21 protein-coding genes are annotated in these 25,486 nt (G+C 45.0%); 10 read left to right on the forward strand and 11 right to left on the reverse strand.

The genetic code is table 11. The features are described from left to right. Nucleotides 1-34 precede the first annotated feature (34 nt). The 3 genes from BZ167_RS12230 to BZ167_RS12240 are packed head-to-tail and all read right to left on the reverse strand — an operon-like array spanning nt 35 to nt 3,708. Nucleotides 35-1,168: a Ger(x)C family spore germination protein gene (locus tag BZ167_RS12230; protein WP_039253592.1), complete on the reverse strand. Its 1,134-nt coding sequence runs from the start codon at nt 1,166-1,168 to the stop codon at nt 35-37. Continuing rightward, a complete protein-coding gene (locus BZ167_RS12235; RefSeq protein WP_032867468.1) occupies nt 1,158-2,249 on the reverse strand; it encodes a GerAB/ArcD/ProY family transporter in 1,092 nt (363 codons plus the stop codon). Before BZ167_RS12235 ends, BZ167_RS12230 begins: the two co-directional genes overlap by 11 nt. Beyond that, a complete protein-coding gene (locus BZ167_RS12240) occupies nt 2,239-3,708 on the reverse strand; it encodes a spore germination protein (protein WP_015240716.1) in 1,470 nt (489 codons plus the stop codon). Before BZ167_RS12240 ends, BZ167_RS12235 begins: the two co-directional genes overlap by 11 nt. Before the next feature lie 730 nt (nt 3,709-4,438). Between BZ167_RS12240 and pgsB the strand changes: the two genes are divergently transcribed. The 5 genes from pgsB to BZ167_RS12265 all read left to right on the forward strand — a co-directional run bounded on the left by pgsB (nt 4,439) and on the right by BZ167_RS12265 (nt 8,806). Further along, the gene (pgsB, locus tag BZ167_RS12250) at nt 4,439-5,620 is read left to right on the forward strand and encodes a poly-gamma-glutamate synthase PgsB (RefSeq protein WP_003151337.1); all 1,182 of its coding nucleotides are present in this window, start codon (nt 4,439-4,441) and stop codon (nt 5,618-5,620) included. Between the two features lie 14 nt (nt 5,621-5,634). Beyond that, nucleotides 5,635-6,084, forward strand: coding sequence for a poly-gamma-glutamate biosynthesis protein PgsC (pgsC, locus tag BZ167_RS12255; RefSeq protein WP_003151340.1), 450 nt, complete (start codon nt 5,635-5,637; stop codon nt 6,082-6,084). Nucleotides 6,085-6,102: 18 nt separating this feature from the next. Beyond that, nucleotides 6,103-7,251: a CapA family protein gene (locus BZ167_RS12260; protein ID WP_061860928.1), complete on the forward strand. Its 1,149-nt coding sequence runs from the start codon at nt 6,103-6,105 to the stop codon at nt 7,249-7,251. A gap of 7 nt (nt 7,252-7,258) precedes the next feature. Continuing rightward, a complete protein-coding gene (locus BZ167_RS20145; protein WP_003151344.1) occupies nt 7,259-7,420 on the forward strand; it encodes an extrachromosomal elements maintenance protein EdmS in 162 nt (53 codons plus the stop codon). 150 nt (nt 7,421-7,570) lie between these two features. Next, nucleotides 7,571-8,806 (forward strand): C40 family peptidase, encoded by a 1,236-nt coding sequence (locus BZ167_RS12265; RefSeq protein ID WP_015418360.1) that lies wholly within the window; start codon nt 7,571-7,573, stop codon nt 8,804-8,806. 38 nt (nt 8,807-8,844) lie between these two features. Here BZ167_RS12265 and BZ167_RS12270 read toward each other — a convergent pair whose 3' ends face one another. The 3 genes from BZ167_RS12270 to BZ167_RS12280 all read right to left on the reverse strand — a co-directional run bounded on the left by BZ167_RS12270 (nt 8,845) and on the right by BZ167_RS12280 (nt 11,674). Next, nucleotides 8,845-9,570: a sunset domain-containing protein gene (locus BZ167_RS12270; protein WP_007407513.1), complete on the reverse strand. Its 726-nt coding sequence runs from the start codon at nt 9,568-9,570 to the stop codon at nt 8,845-8,847. A 105-nt stretch (nt 9,571-9,675) separates the two neighbouring features. Then, nucleotides 9,676-10,533, reverse strand: a complete 858-nt coding sequence (locus BZ167_RS12275; RefSeq protein ID WP_077392090.1) for a Cof-type HAD-IIB family hydrolase — start codon at nt 10,531-10,533, stop codon at nt 9,676-9,678. 154 nt (nt 10,534-10,687) lie between these two features. Next, nucleotides 10,688-11,674, reverse strand: coding sequence for an LCP family protein (locus BZ167_RS12280; protein WP_015418358.1), 987 nt, complete (start codon nt 11,672-11,674; stop codon nt 10,688-10,690). Nucleotides 11,675-11,978: 304 nt separating this feature from the next. On the opposite strand from BZ167_RS12280, the gene BZ167_RS12285 reads away from it, so the two are divergent. Both BZ167_RS12285 and BZ167_RS12290 read left to right on the forward strand, forming a co-directional pair. Then, nucleotides 11,979-13,355: a sugar porter family MFS transporter gene (locus BZ167_RS12285; protein WP_015418357.1), complete on the forward strand. Its 1,377-nt coding sequence runs from the start codon at nt 11,979-11,981 to the stop codon at nt 13,353-13,355. A 94-nt stretch (nt 13,356-13,449) separates the two neighbouring features. Beyond that, nucleotides 13,450-14,862, forward strand: coding sequence for a bifunctional glycosyltransferase family 2 protein/class I SAM-dependent methyltransferase (locus BZ167_RS12290; protein ID WP_077392091.1), 1,413 nt, complete (start codon nt 13,450-13,452; stop codon nt 14,860-14,862). A 3-nt stretch (nt 14,863-14,865) separates the two neighbouring features. Here the strand turns inward: BZ167_RS12290 and BZ167_RS12295 are convergent, their stop codons facing one another. From BZ167_RS12295 to BZ167_RS12305, 3 genes are read right to left on the reverse strand one after another with little or no spacing between them, the layout of a single operon-like run. Beyond that, nucleotides 14,866-15,996 (reverse strand): Ger(x)C family spore germination protein, encoded by a 1,131-nt coding sequence (locus tag BZ167_RS12295; protein ID WP_060673951.1) that lies wholly within the window; start codon nt 15,994-15,996, stop codon nt 14,866-14,868. Next, the gene (locus BZ167_RS12300) at nt 15,993-17,099 is read right to left on the reverse strand and encodes a GerAB/ArcD/ProY family transporter (RefSeq protein ID WP_015418354.1); all 1,107 of its coding nucleotides are present in this window, start codon (nt 17,097-17,099) and stop codon (nt 15,993-15,995) included. The genes BZ167_RS12295 and BZ167_RS12300 overlap by 4 nt, the downstream gene beginning before the upstream one ends. 5 nt (nt 17,100-17,104) lie before the next feature. Continuing rightward, nucleotides 17,105-18,556, reverse strand: a complete 1,452-nt coding sequence (locus tag BZ167_RS12305) for a spore germination protein GerBA (protein ID WP_040238810.1) — start codon at nt 18,554-18,556, stop codon at nt 17,105-17,107. A gap of 217 nt (nt 18,557-18,773) precedes the next feature. Here BZ167_RS12305 and manA point away from each other — a divergent pair, with 217 nt between their 5' ends. Next, a complete protein-coding gene (manA, locus tag BZ167_RS12310; protein WP_015418352.1) occupies nt 18,774-19,724 on the forward strand; it encodes a mannose-6-phosphate isomerase, class I in 951 nt (316 codons plus the stop codon). 122 nt (nt 19,725-19,846) lie between these two features. Then, nucleotides 19,847-22,486 carry an N-acetylglucosaminidase gene (locus tag BZ167_RS12315; RefSeq protein ID WP_060673957.1) on the forward strand — a complete coding sequence of 880 codons (2,640 nt, stop codon included), beginning with the start codon at nt 19,847-19,849 and terminating at the stop codon, nt 22,484-22,486. 125 nt (nt 22,487-22,611) lie between these two features. Here the strand turns inward: BZ167_RS12315 and BZ167_RS12320 are convergent, their stop codons facing one another. After that, the gene (locus tag BZ167_RS12320; protein ID WP_060673959.1) at nt 22,612-23,781 is read right to left on the reverse strand and encodes a CDP-glycerol glycerophosphotransferase family protein; all 1,170 of its coding nucleotides are present in this window, start codon (nt 23,779-23,781) and stop codon (nt 22,612-22,614) included. Between the two features lie 32 nt (nt 23,782-23,813). Beyond that, nucleotides 23,814-24,584, reverse strand: a complete 771-nt coding sequence (locus tag BZ167_RS12325; protein WP_012118587.1) for a WecB/TagA/CpsF family glycosyltransferase — start codon at nt 24,582-24,584, stop codon at nt 23,814-23,816. A gap of 355 nt (nt 24,585-24,939) precedes the next feature. On the opposite strand from BZ167_RS12325, the gene tagD reads away from it, so the two are divergent. After that, on the forward strand, nt 24,940-25,329 hold the full coding sequence (tagD, locus tag BZ167_RS12330; protein WP_003151361.1) for a glycerol-3-phosphate cytidylyltransferase: 390 nt from the start codon (nt 24,940-24,942) through the stop codon (nt 25,327-25,329). The last annotated feature ends 157 nt before the right edge of the window (nt 25,330-25,486 follow it).

Below are 25,486 nucleotides of genomic sequence, written 5' to 3' on the forward strand. Positions count from 1 at the left end.
CGGTTGGCAACAAAAAAAGAGACCGGGGTCTCTTTTAGTTCACGATGCCGATTTGTGAGATATTCACTTTAATATCAGGGATTATCTCGATGGAAGGATAGACCCCACGCCAATTGAGCCGCTTGCCCCGCTCATAATAATGGGTTTGATATTTCCGGCCGATGCCGAGGATATCCGAGTTGTGCTCCTGAATATGGCTGATCACCGATCTGGCCTGGCTGTTCAAATTTGCTGAGGCTTGTTTGTTTATTTGGTCGATTGCCGTATAAGAATTCAGCTTGTCCTTTGGATATTCCAAGACGCGTGCATTCAGTTTTAAACGGATTTTCACTTTTATATGCTGCGGATCTGTATCTATAAATACAATCTTTCGCGTGGCATCCGTGATGCCGAGAGAAAGATAATTTTCAATATCCATTTTGTATTTGTCCCACAGCTTCAGATTAATATTAGCCGATTTATTAAATTGCCCGCTTAAAAGGGTCAGGAGGGTCGAATCCTGACCGAGCACCTCAGTCACTTTTCGCTGGCCGCTGAACAGGGCAGAACCCTCTACCTTTATCGTCTGTCCGTTAATCGATAAATAAGGAAGGGCGAAATCCTTATCAGCCGTCAGCATGCTTGAACGGATGGATTGCAAATTTTCCATGCTGATATTTGATTCCGCATTAGCGCTTGTTAATAAATTCGTTAAATACTTGCTGACGATCAATTTCTGCCGGACGATCAGCTTCAGCACTTCAATCGCCTCGCCGTCTTTTACAACCGCCGGATGAGCGAGAAGCGGGCTTTTCGGATCTCTGTAAAAGACATCGAGATAAGGAAAAAGCGGTTTTTCCGCCATTTTCTCACCGATTAATAAGACTCTTTGCTTGGACGTGTCAATGCGCTGATCGACAAGCTTATCCAATTGAAACCGCGCTTCACGGATGGTGTGCCCGGAAGCGCTGAGCACCGTCGTAATGAATGAGCCGCCCGTTTCCTGTTCCGCCTGGGAGGACTGAACCTTCCGATAGGTGATGCCGATTTTATTTTTACCGTCATGATCAACATCAAGGCTTGCGGTCAGCACGAGAGAAATATCTTTCAGCAAATTTTGATCCCAGCAGCCCGCAAGTGTCAGGCTTGCGCACATGAGACTGATAAGAACCGCTTTTTTAATGCGCATGGCGGACACCCTTTTTGCGTACAAGGACAATCAATACCATAAACAACGGAAACAAATACACAAACACAATATCGGAAATGCGGAAAAACTGATCCAGCTGCTGTATCGTTTTATCTGTGCTTGTGGCCCAAATAGACAGAAGGAAGACGAGCAGGGCCAGCGGATAAACAAACCGGCTGTGATCTTTTTGATTGAACAGCTTGGCAATGCCGGTGCTTGCCAAGTAAAACACGTTGGCCAGCGTTGAAAAGACGGTCACGAACCAAAACGTCAAAAAGAGCAGATCCGTCCGTTCGATAATTCTGAATGAAACGGTTTTTAACAGGTACAGCACAGGCTCCGGGATCATTTTTATTTCTTCGGGGCTGATTGTGACAAAGCAAGTAAGGGTGATATACAGGTAATAAAGGATAATCAAGATGTTTGAAATCGTCAGTATTTTGTAGCGCTGGCTGACGGTGCAGTTGATTAGGGGCCCGATCACGAGCGCCGCCTGAAAGCCGGTAATGCTGACAAGTGTTTGCTGCACCCCGGTAAGCATGTCTTTTGCGGTTCCGTGAAAAATCGGCATAATGTATGTGATATCGGCTTTTCCCAGCGTGTATAAAAGCGGCAGAGAGATCAGCAGCAAAAACGGCGTTAAAATAAAGCTGAACCTGGCGATCGCATTCAGCGGAGCCTGGGCGATATAGACAGAACCGAGGATCAGCATTAAGCTGATCACCCAATTCGGAGTCTGAGGGAGCACCCAGATATCCAATATCCGTGTAAATACAGAAAGAATGAGCGTGCAGAGAAACGCGAAATATAAAATATACAGCACCTGCACCCCTTTGCCGGCAAGTGTTCCGAACACCTCCTCCAGCATTTCGTACAGGTTCAGCTTCGGAAACCGGTGAAATAATATCATATACAGGCTGAATGTAAGCTGGACGAGCAATCCGGTAAGCAGAATGGAAATCCATCCGCTGCTTCCCGATTTCATCATCAGTAAATGGGGCAGCGCCAAAATGCCGATGCTGATCTGCGTCTGATTAATGAAAAACACGCCTTGAAGCGGGCTTATTTTTTTAGGCTTCATCTTTTCTCCACCCCCGAACATGTTTCATCTGCTTTGAGTCTTGCGGTCTCAAATAAAAAGGCCTTCTTTTAATAAACCAAGCCGGCAGCCGGATAAATGCATCCTTCAAGTCACTGAAATGAAACGGCGTCAGAGATGATAAATAAGGAACGCCGAGTGATTCAAGCTTGCACAGGTTCATCAGAATAAGCCCGAAGCCGAGTGCGATGCCGATAAAACCGAACGAGGATGCCAGAAACATAAGCGGAAATCTGAGCGTTCGGATGGACGTGCTCATTTCATATGAAGGAAGCACAAAAGAAGAAACAGCCGTAACGGCTACGACGATAATCATCATATTAGAAATGAGTCCCGCCTGAACGACTGCGTCACCGATCACGAGACCGCCGACAATGCCGATCGTCTGACTGATCGGTCTCGGCAGCCTGATACCGGCTTCGCGGATCAGTTCAATCGTAATTTCCATAATCATGGCTTCTATCAGCGGGGGAAAGGGAATATCAACAATCGAATTTTTCATGGTGATAATCAGATCGTTGGGAATGACTTCAAAATGAAACGCAATCAGCGCGATATAAAAAGCGGGCAGCGTAATCGCGATCATAAAGGCGAAAAATCTCAGCACTCTTAAAAAACTGGCAGAAATCCACCTCGTGCTGTAGTCATCCGGAGATTGAAAAAAGGAAAAGAATGTGATCGGCGCAATCAAAGCCGACGGACTCCCGTCCATCATGATCAGTACACAGCCTTCCATCACGCATGCTTTTGCTTTATCCGGCCGTTCCGTATGAATGATCTGCGGAAAAATGGAAAACGAATTATCTTCTATTGATTCCTCGATAATCCCGGGCGCAAGCACGCTGTCTATACGCAAGTATGACAGGCGCCGCTTCACTTCCTCGACAATCTCCGGATTGGCGATATTCTCAACAAAGATAACCGCAACCTTTGATTTGGCTCTTTCCCCGATATCCATATAATGAACGGAGAGATGGCGGTCCTGTATGTGAAACCGCAGCTGATGAATGTTCGTTTCCAAACTTTCCACAAACCCGTCATGGGCGCCGCGGACGATACTTTCAGATTCGGGTTCCATAATGGAACGCAGCGGATTCTGCCCGACGGAAAACAGCTTCGCTTTTCTCGATGCATCGCTGAGAAAAACAACCTGTCCGGCCAAAATCCCGTCAATGAGTTTTCTGATTTCATCCGTTTCCGCACTGCTGACGGCATTCATCGTTTCCTCAAGCGGGCCGTTCTGCAGGGTGTCGCTTAACAGAAACTCATTCAGCTTCTGTTCTTCTATCATTTGTTCAATATAAAAGAAAGCGGTATGACGGTCCTGCAGTTTGATCCTTCGTATTTTAAAATCACCGCAAACACACATCAGCTCCTGCATTTCCCGTACAGCCGATTCAAAATCGCCGGGAATCCGTTTGTTTTGTTTATCCGCAGACATCAGCCCCCTCCTTTCCTGGTTATCTGTAGTTTTCAGCGGGTATTCCTTTTTTATGCATTTTATAAAATAGAGGAGTTCCTCGATGTTTTACCAAGAACTTCACAATTATGGATGAATATTTCTTGAACGAATATAAAGATTTATTAAAATTATTTCAAAAGAGTGATAAACGTCCTGTAAATGGTTTAAAAGGAGAAAGGCTTTCCGCATATAAAATGTGTATTTCTTGTAAACACTCCGGACCCGTCTTTTTCTGTCATGTACCAGTCATTCCGCTAGTTATTTTGGAATGGGACTGAAAGCAGGATACGGGGGAAAAATGAATGACTTTAAGACCTTATCCTTAACAAAACAGGTAGTCTGCACACAGCGGACAGAGAGTCCCGAAACGTATGCGCAGTGCGAAAAACGCTGATACAAACGGGCTGGAAAAGATGGATTATCATTACATCTTTTTCTTCCGGAACGCGAATAGTTCCATTGGTCCAAATGAATTTCTGTGTGAAAATGTAAACGCATTCATTTTTCTTTTGAAAAATTGAAGTAAGGTTGAAGTCCTGCCTATTCCCAAAAAAAGCAATTCGATAATAGGAAGAATAGCGTCACTAATAGAGAAGTTTGGCTCAGTGAAAGCGGGAAGATTATGTTACATAATGCCGATTGAGAATTCATAGTGAAGCTATATACTGATGAATGAATTTATCAATACAGAAGGAGATGTCAAAAATCAATGTGGTTACTCATTATAGCCTGTGCTGCCGTACTAATCATCGGAATCATTGAAAAAAGGCGGCATCAGAAGAATATCGATGCCCTGCCAGTACGCGTCAATATTAATGGTATCCGCGGAAAGTCAACCGTAACGAGGCTGACGACCGGAATACTGATGGAGGCGGGCTACAAAACAGTCGGAAAAACGACGGGAACAGATGCAAGGATGATCTATTGGGATACACCTGAGGAGAAACCGATCAAACGGAAACCGCAGGGTCCGAATATCGGCGAGCAAAAAGAAGTAATGAAGGAAACCGTAGAACGGGGCGCCAATGCCATTGTCAGTGAATGTATGGCGGTAAACCCGGATTATCAGATTATCTTTCAGGAAGAACTCCTTCAAGCCAACATCGGCGTCATCGTGAATGTGCTTGAAGACCATATGGACGTCATGGGGCCGACGCTTGATGAAATCGCTGAAGCATTTACCGCGACGATACCGTACAACGGTCACCTTGTCATTACAGACAGTGAATACACAGACTTCTTTAAAGAAAAAGCCGCAGAGCGGAATACCGAGGTCATTATTGCGGATAACTCTAAAATTACAGATGAATACCTTCGAAAATTTGAATATATGGTCTTTCCTGATAACGCTTCCCTTGCGCTCGGCGTTGCCCAGGCTCTTGGGATAGATGAAGAAACGGCGTTTAAAGGAATGCTGAATGCGCCGCCTGATCCTGGCGCCATGAGAATCCTGCCGCTGCTCAGCACGAAGGAGCCCGGTCATTTCGTAAACGGCTTTGCCGCAAATGATGCATCTTCTACTTTAAATATATGGAAACGTGTAAAGGAAATCGGCTACCCGACAGATGAACCGATCGTTATCATGAACTGCCGCGCCGACCGTGTGGACAGAACGATTCAGTTCGCAAACGACGTGCTTCCGTACATTAAAACGAAGGAACTCATACTCATCGGCGAGACGACAGAACCGATCGTCAGAGCTTATGAAGAAGGCAAGATTCCTGCCGATACATTGCACGATCTGGAATATAAATCAACAGACGAAATCATGGACGTGCTGAAAACAAGAATGCAAAACCGTGTCATATATGGCGTGGGCAATATCCACGGTTCAGCGGAACCATTAATTGAAAAAATTCAAGAGTATAAGGTGAAACAGCTCGTTAGCTAGGAGGAAAAGGATAAATGTTCGGATCAGATTTATACATCTCACTTATTTTAGGCGTGTTAATCAGTTTAATTTTCGCGGAAAAAACAGGTATCGTACCTGCCGGTTTAGTCGTGCCGGGTTATTTAGGGCTCGTTTTTAACCAGCCGGTCTTTATTTTACTCGTATTGTTAGTGAGTCTTCTTACATACGTGATCGTCAAATACGGTTTATCCAGATTTATGATTTTGTACGGACGCAGAAAATTCGCAGCTATGCTGATAACGGGAATCTGCTTAAAAATCGCCCTTGATTTCCTTTACCCGATCGTACCGTTTGAGATATCAGAATTCCGAGGAATCGGTATCATCGTACCGGGTCTGATCGCCAATACCATTCAGAAACAGGGATTAACGATTACATTTGCCAGCACGCTGTTCTTAAGCGGCGCAACTTTTGCCATTATGTTTGCTTACTACTTAATCTAATGTAAGGTGTGTCAAACGATGAAAAAACAATTAAGCTTTCAAGAAAAACTGCTGAAGCTGACCAAACAGCAGAAAAAGAAGACCAATCTTCACGTTTTTATCGCGCTGCCGATCGTCTTTTGCCTGATGTTCGTCTGCATCCTGACAGGGAAGGCGGAAACGCCGAGTGTGAAAAGAAATGCCGATGACCTTGTATCAGCCTCATTCGTCGGAGATATTATGATGGGCCGGAATGTCGAGAAAGTGACAAAGCATAAAGGCACGGAGAGTGTCTTCCGTTACGCAAAGCCATTCTTCGAAGCATCCGACTATGTGTCGGGGAACTTTGAAAACCCGGTTACATATAAAAAGAACTACAAAGAAGCAGAAAAAAATATCCACCTTCAATCAAACAAAGATGCCGTAAAAGTATTGAAGGACATGAATTTCACCGTTCTCACGGCAGCCAACAACCATGCGATGGATTACGGCCCTCAAGGAATGCGGGATACGGTTGAAGAGTTTTCAAAGCAAAATCTTGAACTTGTCGGCGCGGGCCTCACGCTGAAGGAAGCCGAGCAGAACATTTCGTATCAAGATGTAAACGGAATCAAAATCGCAACACTGGGTTTCACTGATGTTTCCGGAAAAGGTTTTGCAGCTAAACGAAATGCGCCGGGTGTGCTTCCGGCCGATCCAGAGCTGTTTATTCCGATGATTTCTAAAGCCAAAAAGAAAGCCGATCTTGTCATTGTTCAAACACACTGGGGACAGGAATACGATAATGATCCGAATGACAGACAGCGCCAATTGGCAAGAGCAATGTCAGATGCCGGAGCGGATATTATCGTCGGACACCATCCGCACGTGCTGGAACCGATCGAAATGTACCACGGCACCGTTATTTTCTACAGCCTGGGCAACTTCGTATTCGACCAGGGGTGGACAAGAACGAGAGACACGGCGCTTGTTCAATATCATCTGCAGAAAAACGGCACGGGACGCTTTGAAGTCACGCCGATGAATATTCATGAAGCGACGCCTGCGCCGGTTAAAAAAGGCAGCATCAATCATAAAACGGTCGTACGTGAACTGACGAAAGAATCGAATTTCGATTGGAGCGTCAAGGATGGAAAATTAACGTTTGATGTGGATCACAGCGATATCTTAAAAAAGAAAGCGGAGTGAAAAACAAATGAAAATCATTAAAGCGGGATGGCCGTTTGCCGCGATCATTATGGTATTTATGTTTATGTCTGCGTTTAAATACAATGATCAGCTCACAGATCAGGAAAAACAAAAAATTGACACGGAAATGCAAAAAATTCAGCAAGAGGACACAGCGGGCGCAAAATAAGCGCATGATTCCGCTTGCCGGCATATTGTTTGTTCCGAATCCAGTAAAGAATGCCCATAACGGGCATTCTTTTTTTGTGTGCTCTCCTAAACATTTGTTAAAAGTTACCGATGTAAAAACTACTAAAAATGAGGAGAGTGAATAGAAAACATGCTCACAAGCTGGAGGAAGTACATCCTTGCCGGCCTTATGATTTGTCTTGTGGCACCTGCAGTAACGAGAACGGAAATTGCTGAAGCGGATTCTCAAGTTTCTGTCCTGATGGTTTCAGACGCGCAAAAACTTGTCGGAAATAAATATGTTTACGGAGGCGAAGAGCCTGAGGACGGTTTTGATCCGTCCGGATTGATGCATTATCTTTTCAGCAGGCAGAACATCCATCTGCCGAGAACGGTCAGTGATCAATGGAAAGTCGGAGCCGCCGTCAAAGAAAATGACCTTTTACCGGGAGATCTTGTGTTTTTCAAAAAGTCGGATTCAACACAAAACGCGCCCGTCCATGACGGTCTTTATATCGGAAACGGAGAGATGATACACAGTTCTCCGTCAGAAGGCGTAACCGTCACACGCTTTCAAAAAAGCAGTTATTGGATGAATTTATATCTTGGCGCAAAGCGGATTACAAAAGATCCGGAACTGGCTGATGACCCGATCGTTCAGGAGGCAGCCCGTTACCTCGACATTCCGTATGTATTCGGCGGAAGCACGCCCGAGGAGGGATTCGACTGTTCGGGGCTGGTCCAATATGTTTTTGAAAACAAGCTTCACATTTACCTGCCGAGATCAGCGGAACAGCAGTGGCTGGTCGGTGAGAAAATCAAACTGAGCGGCATAAAGCCCGGGGACGTGATTTATTTCAGCGACACGTATAAAAAAGGAATTTCCCATGCGGGCATTTATGCGGGAGAGGGAAGGTTCATCCAAGCAAGCCGCTCCGCAAAAGTCACCATTTCTTACTTGTCGGAAGATTACTGGAAAAAACATTTTACGGGGGTGCGCCGATTCAGCAATTTAGCCATTTCTAAAGAAAATCCCGTTGTGTCCACAGCGGCCGATCATATCGGAATTTCTTATCTGAAAGGCGGCGTTTCACCGGAAACCGGCTTTGATACGGCGGGATTTGTTCAATACATCTATCAAAAAGCGAAAGGAATCAGCCTGCCGCGTTATGCGGACAAGCAGATGCAGGCGGGCGTTCCGGTCGATAAACAAGATCTGAAGCCCGGCGATCTGGTCTTCTTTAAAGCGGAAAGCCTGAATCCGGCCATTTATATCGGGAACGGACAAGTGATTCATGTCACCGTGTCCGCAGGCGTTACCATAACAAATATGAACACAAGCGCTTATTGGAAGGACAAATATGCGGGCGGCATCCGGCTTCCGTAAAAAAAGACGTCAGAGAGTGTCTCTGACGTCTTTTTCTTTTACCGTTTCGGCGCTCTGTATCCGGCCGCTACCGCATCCTCTACGGAACAGAACATTTCCGCGGGATCTGTCGTCCGGTCGTAGTATGTACTTCCCGGCGTGTGATAAATGCCGTTCCGGCTGCCTTTAATGTCGCATCCCTGTGAGGTGCCGGCTGCTTTCGTTTCGGCATGTCCGCCGGAGGAAGGGGCGTTGTTTTGCGCCGTTTCCGTGTTTTCGGATGTTTTTGTTTCTGCTTTCTGCCGCTTTAAAGTTTTATTTTCTGACTGAAGCGTTTCAGCGGTCTTTTCGAGCTTCTTTTGTGAATTTTTTAATGTCTCATTGTCTTGTTTGAGTGATTTGTTTGTTTTTTTCAGCTCGCTTATCTCTTGGCTGAGTTTGCTGAGTTTTTCTTCATTGCCGGCTTCGGCTTCGGATTTCTCCTTTTCGGCCGCGGCACTGATGCTTTCATATTTTTTCTCAAGCGCCTGGTGTTCCTTCGTCAGTTTTTGATAAGCGGTATCAAGGGTGCTGTATTTCTCCTCTGCCTTCACGGCCGAGGCGTCCGGCTCTGCGAGGGAGGCGCCGGTCAGAAGCAGGATAAATCCGCCGATGAGAAGGGGCCAAAACAGCTTTTTTGAAAAACGTTTTTCTTTTTTGGCAGCTTTGCATATGAGGTGGAATATTCCGTATCCGACTGCGCAGAGAAAAGCTAAACATCCTATAATAGCGATTGCATTCGACATCATGAAACTCCTTTTTTCTTTATATTACAATTTATTTTCATTTTTGGGAATTTCTTTTTTGGGAAACGTGAAAAGCCAGGCCGTGAAAGACCTGGCTTTTTCCTTTTATTGATCGTTGTCGAGTAGCCGGTTGATGAAATATGCGACGCCGTTTTCATCGTTGCTTTTTGTAATATACGTGCTTTTTTCCTTCAGTTCATCAATCGCATTGCCCATGGCGATGCGGTTTCCCGCCGCTTCAAACATGGAGAAATCATTCGGGCTGTCGCCTATGGCGTAAATATCTTGTTTTTCAATTCCGTACAGTGAGGCAAGCTCCGTCAGAGCACGTCCCTTTCCGGAACCGGCAGGGAGGATTTCGATAATGTGTTTTCCGGAAGATGTCTGGGATAATTTCGGATGATGTGTAATTTCTTCTTTGGCGTTTCTCAGTTTTTCCATATCAAAAGAGAAACAAAGAAGCTTGTAAACATGTTCGTCTCCGTTAAAAATCGCCTGTATATCCTGTACGGGTTTAATGCCGAATTGTTTGAACTGCGTCTTTGCGCCCTCCCATAATGTCTGAATATCTTCCTTGGGATTGGCGCTTTTCAGAATATCCAGTTCTGCCTGCAGTTTGGACTCGCCGTCAAATGGGGACAGCAGATGATCATCTGTATAGACCTCAAAGTAAATATCTTTGTCCGTTAAATAAGCGGCGATATCCTTCCCGGCCTGCTGATCCATTAAGAGCCGGCTGACGAGGCGGTATCCTTTGTCATGGACTGTCCCGCCGTTTGCTGCAATGATCGGAATATCCAAATCCTTCAAGAGCGTTTTTACATCAAACGTGGCTCTGCCCGTGCAGATGGCCACGAGAATGCCCGCTTCATCCGCTCTTTGTAAAGCCGCTCTGTTTTCCGGAGAAATCACACTGTCCGAGTTCAGTAATGTGCCGTCTAAGTCAATGGCTATCAATTTCATATGTATGGATGCCCTCCTTAAAAATAAAGCTGCTTCATGTAGTATGTTCAGCTTTGTGCGAAATCAGCAGAAAGCCTTCAGTTAAAAGGCTATACCTTCATGTCCTTTTTTTCAACAGAAAAACGGCGGGATTTGCTAATCCCGCCGTGACGTCTTACGCGTTTAAATCATTTTTTAATTTCGTTTTCACTTCTTGAAGGTTTTCCTCATTCAGCTTGAAGTAATAAATATTTTTGCCGTACTGAGGAGTGTAAATATAGCTGTCTGAACCTGTCAGCTGCAAAGAATCCACCGATTTCAGCGATGTGATAAACGGGAACAGACCGATGGCGTCATTAAGAGATAAGTTCATTTTTAAGTTTTTCCCTAAGCTGTCGACGATATCGTCATAAGATGGGATCGAGCTTAACGATTTAGATTTTTTAATAATGGCGCTCAGCACTTCCATCTGTCTTTGTCCGCGCATCAGATCGGTGTCCGCTTTGCGTGTTCTTACATAAGCCAGTGCCTGCTCACCGTCAAGCGTCTGGACGCCCGGCTTCAGCACGACTTTTCCTTTTGTATCGACTTTAATACGATCGGCAACTTTCTGGCTTTTCACATTTACCGTAACGCCGTTCAACTCATTGACGACATCGCGGAACGCGTCGAAGTTGCTCTCAACCACATAATCTACCGGAATATCAAGCATGTTTTCTACTGTTTTATAAGTTAAATTATAACCGCCGTAAGCATGTGCGTGCGCGAATTTGTCATAGCCGTGTCCCGGGATGTTGACATAGGAATCCCGCGGAATGCTGAGCATCGTCGCTGTTTTCTTTTTCCGGTTGAAGGTGACGAGCACGTTGGCGTCACTTCTTGCGTCATCTACTGATTCGCCCTTATTGTCACGGGCGTCTATTCCTAAAAGCAATACGGTGAAAGAATCCTTCTTCGGGTCAAATTCTTTGATCCGTTTTACGGACTGGTCGCCGCGGTCAAGGCTGACGTGCGCTTCTTTGGTCGCATTATTCAATTTCACAAATGCGTAGGTGCCGACGGAACCGGCGATCACCAATAAGAAAGCGGCGAATACCAGTACAAATTTCACCCATTTTCTGAGGCGTCTTTTCTTTTTTCTGCGTTGAGATCGTTCTTCCATATCATTACCTCTCGTTTCTATTCTTTGTGAAGCGTACCATAATTGTTGACTTGGAGCAACTCTGCAAATGAGAAAATTCCAAATCTTTCTCTCTATTTCGACAACATCTACTGTTATTTTTGCATCAGGTTCACATTATATTGGACGGCAGGAAGCGGGAAATGTTTCGTCGCTTTGCAAAAAATAATTAGTAAAATAATGGATATTAACGGTGCGGAAGGTTTGAAACGGACGAAAACAGGTAAAAGAAGCAGTAGAACAATTCCGCGCGGATACAGCGTTGGATGAAGGGAGTCTACATAACATGAAAAGCATACACTCGAATAAATGGCTCTATTTTTTCGGCGCACTCGGCGGCGCGTTATACGGATATGATACCGGAGTCATTTCCGGAGCTATTTTATTTATGAAAAAAGAACTGGGACTGAACGCCTTTACAGAAGGCCTCGTCGTCAGTTCGTTATTGGCGGGGGCGATTCTCGGGTCGGGATTCGCCGGCAAACTGACCGACCGGTTCGGCAGGCGGAAGGCCATCATGGGAGCGGCGCTGCTGTTTTGTATAGGCGGTTTAGGAGTCGCTTTTGCCCCGAATACAGAGGTGATGGTTCTTTTCCGGATCATTCTCGGACTGGCTGTCGGAACATCTACAACGATCGTTCCGCTCTATTTATCGGAGCTGGCTCCGAAGCATAAACGAGGGGCGCTTTCTTCGCTGAATCAGCTGATGATTACGGTCGGAATCCTCGTTTCTTATATCGTGAACTATATATTTGCCGATGCAGGCGCTTGGCGCTGGATGCTTGGACTTGCGGTTGTGCCGTCAGTCATTCTGCTGATCGGAATCCTATTTATGCCGGAAAGCCCGCGCTGGCTGTTTACGATCGGCAAAGAAGAGAAAGCAAGAGAAATCCTTTCATCATTGCGGGGAACGAAGAATATTGATGATGAGATTGAGCAGATGAAAGAAGCGGAAAAGGAAAACGAAGGCGGCTTGAAAGAATTGTTTGAGCCGTGGGTGAGACCCGCGCTGATTGCCGGCCTCGGACTTGCCTTTTTGCAGCAATTCATCGGGACAAATACAATTATTTATTACGCCCCGAAAACATTTACCAGTGTCGGGTTCGGCAATTCCGCGTCTATATTGGGAACGGTCGGAATCGGCGCCGTCAATGTCATCATGACGCTTGCGGCTATTAAAGTCATTGATAAAATTGGCCGGAAGCCGCTGCTTTTGGCAGGAAATGCGGGCATGGTCATCAGTCTGCTCGTATTGGCCGCGGTCAATCTTTTCTTTGAACATTCAGCAGCCGCATCATGGACAACGGTGATTTGTTTAGGCCTGTTTATCATTGTGTTTGCGGTCAGCTGGGGGCCTGCCGTATGGGTCATGCTTCCTGAATTATTCCCGCTGCATGTCCGGGGTATCGGGACGGGTGTCTCCACTTTGATGCTGCATGCCGGAACATTGATTGTCTCATTAACCTATCCGATGTTAATGGAAGCAGTCGGCATCAGCTATTTATTTCTCATTTATGCCGCGATCGGGATACTGGCATTCCTGTTCGTCCGGTTTAAAGTGACCGAGACGAAGGGGAAAAGCCTTGAAGAAATTGAGCAGGATCTGAAAAGCCGTAACGGAGGCTCGGGATCAGAATCAAATCGGCGGACAGTTCATCCGTAATATTCAGTTTTAGGGGGGCGGTTATTCACCGGCCCCCTCAAAACGGATGCCGAGCGGGCGCCCGGTCACATAAATGACGGGGATATGTCATACGTTGTATAAAGTCACGATAAAGGCGGGGATGCCGGTGAAAACGAGTATTATTATCCTTACATATAATGAACTTGAGCTGACGAAAAAATGTCTGGCCAGCATTGAACGATACACCGACAAAGATAAGATTGAACTGATTATAGTTGACAACGGTTCCTCAGACGGAACGAGAGAATACATATCAAATCTGCCTGACGTCAAAGTCATCCTAAATGAAAAAAACCTCGGGTTCGCCAAGGGGTGCAACCAGGGAATCGAAGCGGCAGGGGGAGAAAATCTGCTGTTTCTGAACAACGATACGATGGTCACGAAAAATTGGCTCACCTCCATGCTGAGGGTGCTGTATCAATCTGAAAAAACCGGTATGGTCGGGCCCGTCAGCAACTATGTCAGCGGCGCGCAAATGATCCATGACGCATATCAATCGCTTGATGAGCTGGAGTCATTCGCGGAGGCGTATTGCGAACGGGAAAAGCATCATACAAAGCGGGTGCTGCGCCTTGTCGGCTTCTGTCTTCTGGTGAAAAGAAGCGTCATTGAAGACATCGGCCCGTTCGATGAACAATTCGGATACGGTTCTTTTGAAGATGATGACCTATGTCTGCGCGCCCTGCAAAAAGGCTACAGCCTGCACATCGCCCTCGATGCCTTTGTGCATCACCACGGTCACGCGACGTTTACGGCTAATCAGGATATCAATATCAATCAGTTATATTCGGAGAACCGCCAGCGTTTTACGGAAAAATGGGGCACTGATTTTACGTATTTTACTCATCCGAGACCGGAAATTGCGGAGCTCGTTCCCCGGGAGGCGAAACGGATACTTGATGTCGGCTGCGGCGCGGGAGCTACGGGGCTGGAACTTCAAAACAGGCAGCCTTGCGAACTGTACGGAATAGAGCTGCACCCGCTGGCGGCGCAAGCGGCAAAAGGGCATTATAAAGCGGTTCTGCAGGAAGATGTCGAAGAAGTGAAGCTGCCTTATCCGGAAGGCTTTTTTGATTGCATCATTTTCGCGGACATCCTTGAGCACTTAAAAGACCCGTGGCGCGTCATTGAAACGTACTCATCCTATTTGTCGCCTGCCGGATCAATCGTTTGCAGCATTCCGAATATTTCCCACGCCGAAGCGCTGTTTCCGCTTCTGCTCGGTGACTGGACATACAGAGACGCCGGCATTCTCGACCGCACCCACTTGCGGTTTTTTACGCCGCAGACGGTGCGCACGCTCTTTCCGGAAGAGACATTTACTGTGAAAAAGCAGTCCTATACGTATGTTCACGTGGATGAGCGGGTGCAGCTGTTTTTACAGGAAATCACACGAATGGCGCAATCGATGCAATTTCCGGTGACACAGCTGCCCGAACAAAGCCGGATTTATCAGATTCTCCTCCGTGTCGAAAAAACAGGCTGAAGGCTACCGTCCCATCGTTCCGAAGTTGGTAATCTGAATGGAAACATCATAGTCAAAGGCCGCTTCGGAGAAGGTCTCATCCCAGCGGTGCTTTACTTTCTTCCAATAGTCGGGATATTGAATGCGGACTCTGTCAGAAAAGAATACAGGGTCCGTTTCATATTGATTCTGCAGCTTATCGATGACTTCTTTCACATCGCTTTTCAGTTTTTTTTCGAAAATCTTTTCCAGCCCGTTTAAATAGTGCTGATCGAATGAATCTTCTCCGGCATATTGATCCTCTGACAAAAGTCCTTTTGTTTTTACCGCTACATGAAATGACAGCTTCCCGTTTTTCAGCCTGGGAGTGATGGCGGATGTTGATTTTTTGATCTCGAAGGTAATCGGGTGCCCCCCTTTATCCAAAGCGGGCAGCACGCCGCCCCGTATCGTCCCCATCAGCCAATTCAGGCTCTGTATTTCGTATGATGACAGAAAGCCCGCCAATCTGTTTTGTTTTGCGTTTTTGATAATGGCCGCTCCGTCATACACCGTTTTTCCTTTTTGATTGCTGACGGCCTGAATGAGAAAACTGAGTTTATTATGGCAGTAAATTGAAGCTCTCCCGATTCGGAGCGGTTGTAAAATCTTCCCGTTGTAGCCGCCGTTGTTCGTAAGGTCGATCAGCTTTTCCGCGGCCATGGGCTGCTGCTGATTCGGCGTCGGCTCCGTCAGAATATCGGACGCTTTTCCTCTTGCCGCGAAGAGATAGCTGCTCCGCCTTAATTCATCATCGCGGATAAAATGATTCATCATCTGCAGTATATTTTGGTCGGCCAGCAATTTGTCGCTGAATATCAGCACTTTTAAGTGATCGCTGTAAACAGGCGGATCTTTTAAAGCGACTTCACTGACGGCTTCAAGAATGGTATCCCCCCGCGTCGTCACATTGACAAACACGGGCCGGCCGGAAGCCTGGCTGTTTTCGCTTTGGGGCAGCAGGTTTTGATAGGTTAATTTATATCGGCGGTCACTCGTCTCGTCTATCGCCAGCCCCCGGGCGAAAGACAGCTTTTCGACTTCCTTCGCGTCCCAGCATCCTGAAAGCGTCATCAGTATGAAAAGCGCCGCCGCCCATTTGATGAAAAGTGTCATGACGTCTGTTTCCTCCCGGCTATTTTTTTCATCCAGCTGACAAACCAGATGAGAAAAGGAATCATAATGACGGCAAAAAACGCATATCCGAGAATATTCGCGAATGCAAACACACTGTTGATATCATCGGGGTACATTGAAAGGCCGAATGTCACTGCCAATAAGCCTCCCAGCAGCCAGGCATTGTTTTTATTTTTCAGTTTGAAAATGGTGTTTAATCCGAGATGCGCTCCTTTAAAAGAACCGAGCATACAGGTGAACTGCTGGCATGTCCACGTAATTAAAAGAAAGATATCAAACCGCTCTATGAAAATGCCCCGGATTTCCAAGGCATGAATCAGGGATATGGTCGGATACGTCACCGTTTTGGCTTCAGCGACCGACATACAGCCGATGACGACAAGCAGCGTAAAGCTGTAAAAAATGCTCGCGCCAGCGATGCCGAAGACAGCCGCCTTTTTCGCCTGCTTCGGGTTTTTCATAAACGGCACCAGATAAAGAATCACCTCAAGTCCCGAAAAATACAGAAGGGTTTGCGGAAACAGCTCAAAAAAGCTTTTGTAGCCTCCTTCCATGACCGGGCGGACGAAATCCAGCTTAAAAAGTCTCAAACTGAATATGAGCAGCGTAATCAGGATGACGATCGCAATCGGAAACAGATAGGCATAAAGCTTTGAAATGGGATAGACCCCGCCGGTCACATGGTAAATGCCGACCGCCAGAAAGATGAATATGACGACACCCATCGGCGTATTTTTCAGTAAAAAGTAATTGATGACTTCACCGAGAAAACGGGCTTGAAAACAGACAGTGACGACAAAATAACAGCTGATGAATAAATTCAGAAGAGAACCGATGGCGCGGCCCATGATGCTTTGATTCAGCTCATAAATGGTTTCCCCGCTGTTTTTCTGCAAAAACGGCATAAAGAGCAGGACGATGCCGATAAACACGACACTCTGCACAAGAATAATGATCCATCCGCTCGGACTGTCCGCTGTTGCGGCGGAGCGCGGCAGTGTTAACACGCCCGCTCCGATCATTGTTCCGCTTACCATGAGAAGTGTCTGCATAAACGACAGCTTGTCTTCCGGTTTTTTCATGGGGATCACCTTTGCTTGATTTTATCTTTCGTCTCTTTTCTGGTCGGCCGTTTTTTCAAAAGAGGCGTCGGCAGTCTGACGATCGTATCTTTTAAGTCTTGGCCAGGCTGCGCCATGATCGGAATAAGATAGTCCTGACCGAAGCTTTTCAGACGCATCAGATGGCCGACGACAAGCAGGTAGCACATGATCAGTCCGTATAAACCTAATATCGCCGACAAAATCATCGAAAAAATACGGATGAGCCTCAGCGGAAAATTGAACGCATAGGAGGGCGCCGTAAAAGAAGCCAACGCCGTAACGGATACGACAATGACCATCATCGCGCTGACAATATTCGCCTGAACGGCGGCCTGTCCGATCACCACGCCCCCGATCAGGCCGATCGTCTGTCCGATCGGCTTCGGCAGCCTGAGTCCGGCTTCTCTGATCATCTCGATCGTAAAAATCATGATGAACGCTTCAACAAAAGGCGGGAACGGGACATTCAATCTGCTTCCGGCAATCGTAACCGCCATTCTCGTCGGCAAGAGCCCCGTGTGAAACGTAACGAGCGATATGTAAAGGCCGGGTAAATAAATCGTGATTAAAATGCATGTATACCGAAGCAGCCTGAGAAAGGTAACCGGAACCCACCGCTGATTATAATCGTCAGGGGAGTGGATAAATTCATCAACGGTAGCCGGCACCAAAAGGGTAAAAGGCGTTCCGTCTACAAGAATGGAAACCCTTCCTTCCAAAAGAGCGCCCATAACCCGGTCGGGCCGTTCGGTCGTCAAGACGGTCGGGAAAATGGAATACGTGTTATCTTCAATAAGCTGCTCGATCGCTCCTGATTCCGGAATGTCGTCAATGGTGATGGACTCCAGTCTTTTCATCACTTCTTTTACAACATCATCAGGGGCAATATCCCGAATGTAGGCAACGGCGATCCGCTTTTTTGTCCGTTCGCCGAGTGTGATCTCTTTGATCTGGAGGTTGGGATCACCGGACTGCTCGCGCAAAAGCGCCGTGTTCGTCCGAAGCTTTTCGACAAAACCTATCCTCGGCCCCCGTTCAAGCACTTCTGAAGCCGGTTCTTCAATATCACGCATTTTAAATGTTTCCGTCTCAAACGAAAGAGCTTCCTCCCATCCCTCCGCCAGCAAAACCGATTTGCCGGAGAAAATGTCTGCCTCCGCGTCCTTAAGTGAAGAAAGCCGGGTATGACGATAGCCGAATGAGATGGATGACGGCGGTGTTTCAGCCGGTTCCTCTTGATGCCGGGCGGACGCCTGCACGGGCGAAATAATATATTCCGCAAGCAATTGATTGTCGGTCAGTCCGTCTATATAGATAAGACAGGCGTCACATTTGCCGTTTCCGTACGTAAACGAATAAAACATCATGTCATCGCTTTGGCCGAACCGTTTTTTCAGCACTTCAAGGTTTTTGCCGAGCTCCGCATGTATCGTCACAATGTTCCCCCCTTTCCATCAGTTATTTTAATTTGCGACAAACAAGGCATTTTATTCTGGAATAGGAAATGACTGAGCATTCCGCCCCATCCGAATGGTATAATGAGCAGGTCAGCCATTTTATACATATTGTTTTTAACCGCGGCTCCCTCCGTGTTTTAAAAAAGACACAGGGGGAATGGGATATGAGCCGCTTTTTAAGGGGAGGGGAACGAACATGACGCAAGAGCCGATTTTTTTACAGCCTGTATGTAAAGAAAAATTATGGGGCGGCACGTTATTACGCGAACGATTCGGATATGACATACCTTCAGAAACAACCGGCGAATGCTGGGCGATATCAGCCCATCCGCACGGAATGAGCACGGTCAAAAGCGGTCCGTATCAAGGGAAAACCTTGATGGAACTGTGGGATCAGCATAGAGAATTATTCGGCGGAACGGAAGGGGACCGGTTTCCGCTGCTGACGAAAATACTGGACGTCAAACAACATCTGTCCGTTAAAGTCCATCCTGACGATTATGACGCCGAAGAGCATGGACTGGGCGAAACGGGGAAGTCTGAGTGCTGGTACATTATCGACTGTAAAGAAAATGCGGAAATCATATACGGTCACACGGCCCGTTCGAAAGCGGAACTTGTCACCATGATTAACAGCGGTGACTGGGAAGGCCTGCTGCGCCGTGTGAAGATCAAACCCGGCGATTTTTATTATGTGCCGAGCGGTACCATCCATGCCATTTGTGCGGGGGCGCTCGTGCTTGAAACACAGCAGAATTCAGAGGCCGCCTACCGGATATATGATTACGGGCGTACAGATCAAAACGGCCAGGCGCGTGAGCTGCATATCCGCGATGCCGTCAACGCCGCCACCGTTCCTCATGTGGACGGATTTTTAGATGAATCAACTGAAACGAGAAAAGGCGTCACCATCAAAACCTTTGTGCAGGGAGAATATTTTTCTGTATACAAATGGGATATCAGCGGGACGGCGGAAATGACCCAGGACGCTCCGTTTATGCTGTGCAGCGTCACAGAAGGAAGCGGCTCCATCATCTGTGAAGGCAAGTCCGCCAAGCTTGAAAAAGGCGCGCATTTCATACTGCCGGATCAGATGCCTGACTTTACGATAAACGGAGATTGCACGATCATCGTTTCTCATATATAAAACCAAACTTAATCCCGGCTCTGGGATTAAGTTTTTTTTATATATATTTCACTTTAAAAATTGAAGCACTTTCCGATAAAAGTAGTAGTGTGATAGATAAATATAGAGAAGGAGGAGAGGTAATGAAAAAAAGTTTGGCTGCCGCAATGTTATTGTCAGCGGTTACTCTTGAATTTTTCACGATAACAGACTCAGTAAAGGCAGCTTATATTGACAATTCCATTTATCAGTTAGAAACAACACAAAAGTTTGCTTCTGAAAGTGAGGCTTCTCAGGCAGTTGCAAAATTGAAAAAAGATACCGGATGGAAAGCAGACTATCAAAAGAGCGGAACGTCTAAGAACTATCAAATATCTGCTTCAGGTCTGACAAGCGAATCGAATGCTAAAAGCGTACTAAGCGATTTTACGAAGCAGACAGGCATTAAAGGAACATCAAGTCCGACGGGCAGTAAGCAGCCCTATTATACTGCAGTTTCCGGCACTATTTCAGGTGAACAGCAGGCTAATAACTTGCTTGATAAAATGAAAAAGGAAACAGGATTAACCGGTACTGTTAAACCGAATGGTGTGAAGCAGCCTTATATAAGCATTGTTACATCTGAGCTGACAAGTGAGGCCAGTGTAAAGGCAGCTATTCAAGAGTTAAAGAAGCAGACTGGAGTCAATGCTAATTATCAAAAACTTGAACAGGAACCGGAGATCATTCAAATTCAATCCGGAAAAATTCAAGGAGAGAAAACAGCATCCCAAGTGAAAAGCAGTTTTCAAAAAGATTCTGGGCTGAATGCCACGTTAAACATGACTGATAAAGGCCAGTCTTACTACATTGTTACAACGAATTCTTTGATTAATAAAGCAGATGAGGCGAAAAGTCTTATCAAACAGCTTGAACAAAGCACAGGCGTCAAAAGTAGTTACAAAACCATCAATAATAAAAAAACTATCACATCGTATAATATAGAAACGGGTTTTTTTAATGGACTGAGTATGGTTAAGAATGCCATCAGCCAAATAAAAAATAACACTGGAATTAAAGGGACCTACCAAAAGGTTGGGGCTACAAATAATTATTTTGTGAAAATGAAAGATGTCAGCCCGGAAAAACTAAAAAGTCTTCAAGCCTTTTTTAAGAAGAAAAGATGGCATATGACTTATACAGCTGTAAAGAAAACGTCAACACAAACAACTTATCAAGTGATAACAAATGCTGTAACAAACGCACAGGCAGATAAAGCAGTAAATTTTCTTAGCAGAAAAAAATTAAAATCATCAAAATCAAATTCAGGAAAAACAGCTGCTAATCAATATCAACTGTTATCACAACAGACTGCTGACAAAACAAAAGTAACAAAAGGTTTAAACTCTTTAAAGAAAATCGGTATTAATGCAACTGCCAAATCTATAAAACAACCAAAAGGAATAACTTATAAAATTAAGACAGAAGCCTTGCTGGACACAGCTAAGATTAATCAAGTCAAATCTTTCTTCAAGACAAAAAAATTAACGGCAGTAAGTGAAAAAACCGGTAAATCCGCTTATACGCAATATCAAGTCACTGTTAGTGACTTATTAAATCAAAAAGATATAGATCGTGTGTTAACTTTTTTTAAAACAAATAATGCGAAAGGCAACGCCAAACAAAATGGCAAAAGCACATACACGCAATATAAATTAGTTACAGATCAAATCAGCACATCGTCGGCTTTAAACAAAGGACTGAGTTTCTTTAAGGCAAAGAACTTATCAGCAAGCTACACTACTAAAAACAATCCAATATACAGTATAGTGATTACTGAACAATTTACAGGAAAAAGCAATGCTGATAAGGCTGCAAGCAAAGTGAAGCAGCTTTATGGGTGGGCAGTTTCAAGTGTTGAGGTGAAAAGCGGTCCTCAAATAATGGAAACAAATTATAATATTACGATGAGTGAAATGGTCGCGAAGCAGTTAAAAGCGAACCCGCAGACGGATTCAAGTGCCTACGTATCTCTATCTTATATTAATAGTGCAAATTCTACCGTAACCGCAGATTTTCTTAATGTCAGGTCCACTCCAGAGGTAAAGAGCAATAATATTATAGGAACAGTGACAAAAGGTTATAAGGTTAATATCATTAGTGTAGAGAATAACTGGGCCAAAATTAAAATGGGTTGGCGGAAAGCAAGCGAGGAAGAAGTTTCCTACTATGTAAACCCCGCAAACTTTTCTGTGTCAGATAAAAGTTATTTTCAGTTTTTGAAGTTATCGAAATATGCAGGACTGACAGCATCAGAAGTCAATACGAAGATTTTAAAAGGGAAAGGAATTCTTGAAGGAAAAGGTGAAGCTTTTATTAAGGCAGCTGAATCTAACAGTATTAATGAGCTCTACCTGATTTCTCACGCTTTATTAGAGACCGGAAACGGTACCTCAGAGCTGGCAAACGGTGTGACCTATAATGGGAAAAAGGTATATAACATGTATGGCATAGGTGCATATGACGGAGACGCTGTGAACAAGGGTGCCCAATATGCATATAACCAAGGATGGTTCAGTCCTGAAGCAGCGATTACTGGAGGGGCCAAATTTATCGGACAGAGTTATATACACAATGCCGTATACAACCAAGATACCTTGTATAAAATGAGATGGGAGCCTTCTGTAAGCCACCAATATGCATCTGATATTGGTTGGGCGTATAAGCAGGTAAACAGAATGTACAGTCTTTATAGTCTGTTAGATAACTATCAGCTTTACTATGATATTCCTGTCTATAAATAAACGTGTTAAAGAGCTCGGAGTCATACTTCCGAGCTTTTTTCAATATTAAATTGGACAGATGTCTTTTTGTTTGTACGATTATTTTTAAGCACTATGGAGGCAATATAAATATATAAAACACCCGTTCAATTGTGTGAACAGGTGTTTTTGTATGTTATTTGTTCTTCTGCAAATTGGAGCAGTTTGCTGCTCGAATTCCCATCTGAATACATATTCCATTTGTCCGAGAACCGCTTCATTTCTTCTGCATGAAATGGCTTTTTCGTCATTTCCTCCAGAAGAGCTTCGCTGTTATGACAAGCCTTTCCGGGAATGACGGACGTATAATTGTCGATTAATCCGCGTTTTTGATCATATTCCTCCAGATCATATGTGAAAAAGAAAATCGGTTTATTTAAGAGCGCGAATTCAAAAGGCACGGAAGAGTAATCCGTAATTAAAATATCAGCGGCTTTCAAGAGATCATGAAGACGCATGTCAGACACGTTCTTGATCAGTTCGCTTTCAAACGAAGCCGAAATCTGATGCAAAACGGCAGGGTGAAGCTTTACAAGCAGCATATACTCTCCGTTTAACGCGTTTGTGAGCTGTTCTTCGGTGAATGGCAGCCGAAAGGATTGCATATCATAATCCCTGAATGTCGGTGCGTACAGGATGATTTTTTTCGGCCATTTGTGCTTCAGTTCGGGCTTGTGTTCTTCATAATAGACGTCAGTCAGGGGGACACCCGTTTTTAACAGCTGGCCGTCCCGTATGCCGAACGACTTTTTAAAAACGTCAGCCATCGCGTCTGAACCGACGGTGACAAAGTCAAACGAGCGGTACACTTTTTTAAACCGGCTGATATCTGATGCCGGACGGTTTTGATTCGTCACATCCTCAAGGCCGAACTTTTTCAAAGAGCCGTTCGCATGCCACACCTGAATGCATGTCGTTTGCGGCCGGCGGTTTAAGACGCTTGTCATGAGGAAATAGTTATCCGTTATCACCGCTTTGCTCTTAAAAAGGATCAAAACCGCCTTCAAAAGATGCAGCGGATGTTTTTCGTTCAGATAAAAAGAGCCGATACCTTCCAGCTCTTCTTTCAGACTGACGGCATGTCTCGTATACAAAACCGTCATTTCATAAGAAAGCGATTCAGCGTGCGCTTTGTAAGAACGGATGAGAGCCTGCGCATTTTCTTCAAAAGATACCAGCAGGGTCAGGTGGTTCTTGGGCTTTACAGGCTTGAACAAAACGCCGAGAACAGACAGATATATAGAATAAAAAGCGGCGAATAAAGATCGCAAGTTCATAGATTACCAATCTCTTTTGCTGTTTTATTTGTTTAAAGCTGTTTCGTTTGATCTTCTGCCTGCTTGGAATACAGGCTTTTATTTGATTTATTATTTCTCAAAACGGTAAAAGCATACTTCGGAATGTTCAGCATCCTTTTCCATCTCCACGGATTCGTCAACAGTCTGTACAGCCATTCCAGATTCGTTTTGATCATCCATTCAGGGGCGCGTTTCACCGTTCCGCTGAACACATCAAAGCTTCCGCCCAAACCGATCGATACAGCCTGAGGGAAAAGATGTTTGTATTCATAAATAAATTGTTCCTGATGGGGATATCCTAAGGCGACAAACACGAGATCGGGTTTCGCCCGGGAAATCTGTTTGGCGACGAAGCGTTTATCCGCTTCATAACCGTTGCTGGCTCCGACAACCTCAATATTCGGATACTCTTTGCTGATCCGGTTCAAAACGGCGTCAAGCACGTCTTGTTTAGCTCCGTATAAAAATATTTTTTTAGACTGCCGGTTTGCGAGGCCGAGCAGCGCAAGAAACACATCGAATCCCGCAATTCTTGATTTCAGCGGGTGCTGCGTCAAACGTGACATTAACACGACGCCGATACCATCCGGCAGGACGAAATCCGCGGAAGAAATGACTTGATGATAACCTTTGTCTTTCGCCGCAGCGTATCCGATCTCAGGATTGACCGTCGCAATGACGGCTCCTTGCTTTTGTGCGATATAATAAGTGTCTAAATATGAAATAAACTCCTGTAAATTTCCATTAACATAAGAAAGGTTGTGCACCATTTCAGTCTGCATCTGCCGTCCTCCTTTTTGTACGGGATTTTCTTTCACTTTTTCGTGAATTAGGCTAAGCTTTATTTTAACATAATACCTTCAGATAAACTTAACAATAGTTTTACAAAAATATAAATAAGATAACAATTTCTTTAATCATACGCGCAAAAACCCTGCTAAACTCCTATTGTGATAACATTTGTTAATAAGTGGAATGTAACTTCGTTTTACATTGGCTTAACCTTTTCAGGGCTATGTGATATAATGAGGTTCCATGAGTACGAAATTGGCACTTTAGTGATTAAGGATACAGCTGCGCAGCATTTCAGAGCAGTTGCTTGTTATACGTATGATGATAGAAAGGAGCTTTTGTTTCATGAAGAAGGTCATTACTTACGGAACGTTTGATTTACTGCATTGGGGTCATATTAAACTGCTTGAGCGCGCAAAGCAGCTTGGAGATTACCTTGTTGTTGCCATCTCAACAGACGAGTTCAACCTGCAAAAACAAAAAAAGGCCTACCACAGCTATGAACACAGAAAGCTGATTCTGGAAACGATCCGTTATGTCGACGAAGTCATTCCGGAAAACAGCTGGGATCAAAAAGTACGTGACGTAGCGGATCACAACATCGACGTGTTCGTAATGGGAGACGATTGGGAAGGCAAATTCGATTTCCTTAAAGATCAATGCGAAGTCATCTACCTCCCTAGAACCGAAGGCATTTCCACCACACAGATTAAAAAAGAAATTGCCGGGGTGTAATACGGAATTATTGAATGTATGAACTGTTCAAAGTACTTCTTATTTGCTGATAAGGAGTACTTTTTGATGCTTAAATAGGTTTGTTTGTTATAATAATCTGAGGGAATAGTATTATTTTGCAGTGTTTTACTAAATTCCATATGGTGAAAGGGAGAAA

Origin of the sequence: Bacillus sp. 275, from assembly GCF_001999205.1 — a bacterium.
GTDB lineage: Bacteria > Bacillota > Bacilli > Bacillales > Bacillaceae > Bacillus > Bacillus velezensis.